At 45.8% G+C, this 1,978-nt stretch carries 1 rRNA gene; it reads left to right on the top strand.

Features of this window, described 5'->3' with window-relative positions:
- The first annotated feature begins 390 nt into the window (after nucleotides 1-390).
- Nucleotides 391-1,917 (top strand): 16S ribosomal RNA (locus BM361_RS16810).
- Nucleotides 1,918-1,978 lie beyond the last annotated feature (61 nt).

Raw genomic sequence — 1,978 nt, 5'->3', positions numbered from 1 at the left:
GACAAAAATTTTCAAAAAAAATTGAAAAAAATGTTTGCCGGAAACAAAAAGAGTTTTTACATTTGCAGCCGCTTTGCGAGACACGAAATACCGAGTTTTAAAGGGCGCAAGTTCATAGAGAAATTGGCGATGTAGAGAGGAATGAGAGGCCTGAAAAATTTTTCAAAAATAAATGAAAAAAAGTTTGGTCGGAATGAAAAAGAGTTTCTATATTTGCACCCGCTTTACGAAAGGGTAGAGCGAGAGAAAAGAACGAAAGTTTATAAAGATTATAAAAGTTCATTGATTTATTGTTGACAGCACAATTTTTGGTAAGACAAGAATTAAAACAAAAAAGACAACGTCATACTTGAGTAAGGACTTTAAGTTGGTAATAATATTTAAAGATTAACAACGAAGAGTTTGATCCTGGCTCAGGATGAACGCTAGCGGCAGGCCTAACACATGCAAGTCGAGGGGTAGAGTAAGTTAGCTTGCTAACGAACTTGAGACCGGCGCACGGGTGCGTAACGCGTATGCAACCTACCTTTTACAGGGGGATAGCCCAGAGAAATTTGGATTAATACCCCATAATACTGTTTAGTGGCATCATTTGAACAGTTAAAACTACGGTGGTAAAAGATGGGCATGCGTCCTATTAGCTAGATGGAGTGGTAACGGCACCCCATGGCGACGATAGGTAGGGGTCCTGAGAGGGAGATCCCCCACACTGGTACTGAGACACGGACCAGACTCCTACGGGAGGCAGCAGTGAGGAATATTGGACAATGGTCGGAAGACTGATCCAGCCATGCCGCGTGCAGGAAGACTGCCCTATGGGTTGTAAACTGCTTTTATACAGGAAGAATAAGCTCTACGTGTAGAGTGATGACGGTACTGTAAGAATAAGCATCGGCTAACTCCGTGCCAGCAGCCGCGGTAATACGGAGGATGCAAGCGTTATCCGGAATCATTGGGTTTAAAGGGTCCGTAGGCGGGCTAATAAGTCAGAGGTGAAAGTTTGCAGCTTAACTGTAAAATTGCCTTTGATACTGTTAGTCTTGAATGATTGTGAAGTGGTTAGAATAAGTAGTGTAGCGGTGAAATGCATAGATATTACTTAGAATACCGATTGCGAAGGCAGATCACTAACAATTTATTGACGCTGATGGACGAAAGCGTGGGGAGCGAACAGGATTAGATACCCTGGTAGTCCACGCCGTAAACGATGGATACTAGCTGTTGGGTTTTCGGACTCAGTGGCTAAGCGAAAGTGATAAGTATCCCACCTGGGGAGTACGCTCGCAAGAGTGAAACTCAAAGGAATTGACGGGGGCCCGCACAAGCGGTGGAGCATGTGGTTTAATTCGATGATACGCGAGGAACCTTACCAGGGCTTAAATGTAGATTGACAGGGGTAGAGATACCTTTTTCTTCGGACAATTTACAAGGTGCTGCATGGTTGTCGTCAGCTCGTGCCGTGAGGTGTCAGGTTAAGTCCTATAACGAGCGCAACCCCTATCGTTAGTTGCTAGCAGGTAATGCTGAGGACTCTAGCGAGACTGCCGGTGCAAACCGAGAGGAAGGTGGGGATGACGTCAAATCATCACGGCCCTTACGTCCTGGGCTACACACGTGCTACAATGGTAGGTACAGAGAGCAGCCACTTGGTGACAAGGAGCGAATCTATAAAGCCTATCACAGTTCGGATCGTAGTCTGCAACTCGACTACGTGAAGCTGGAATCGCTAGTAATCGGATATCAGCCATGATCCGGTGAATACGTTCCCGGGCCTTGTACACACCGCCCGTCAAGCCATGGAAGCTGGGGGTACCTGAAGTCGGTCACCGCAAGGAGCTGCCTAGGGTAAAACCGGTAACTGGGGCTAAGTCGTAACAAGGTAGCCGTACCGGAAGGTGCGGCTGGAACACCTCCTTTCTAGAGAAATCTAATTTAAAGGAATTATAAGGGTTTGATGTTGTTTTTTAGCTGTCAATAA

This window comes from Zhouia amylolytica (assembly GCF_900116365.1).
GTDB classification, from domain to species: domain Bacteria; phylum Bacteroidota; class Bacteroidia; order Flavobacteriales; family Flavobacteriaceae; genus Zhouia; species Zhouia amylolytica.
This window is presented reverse-complemented; position numbering and strand designations above follow the sequence as displayed.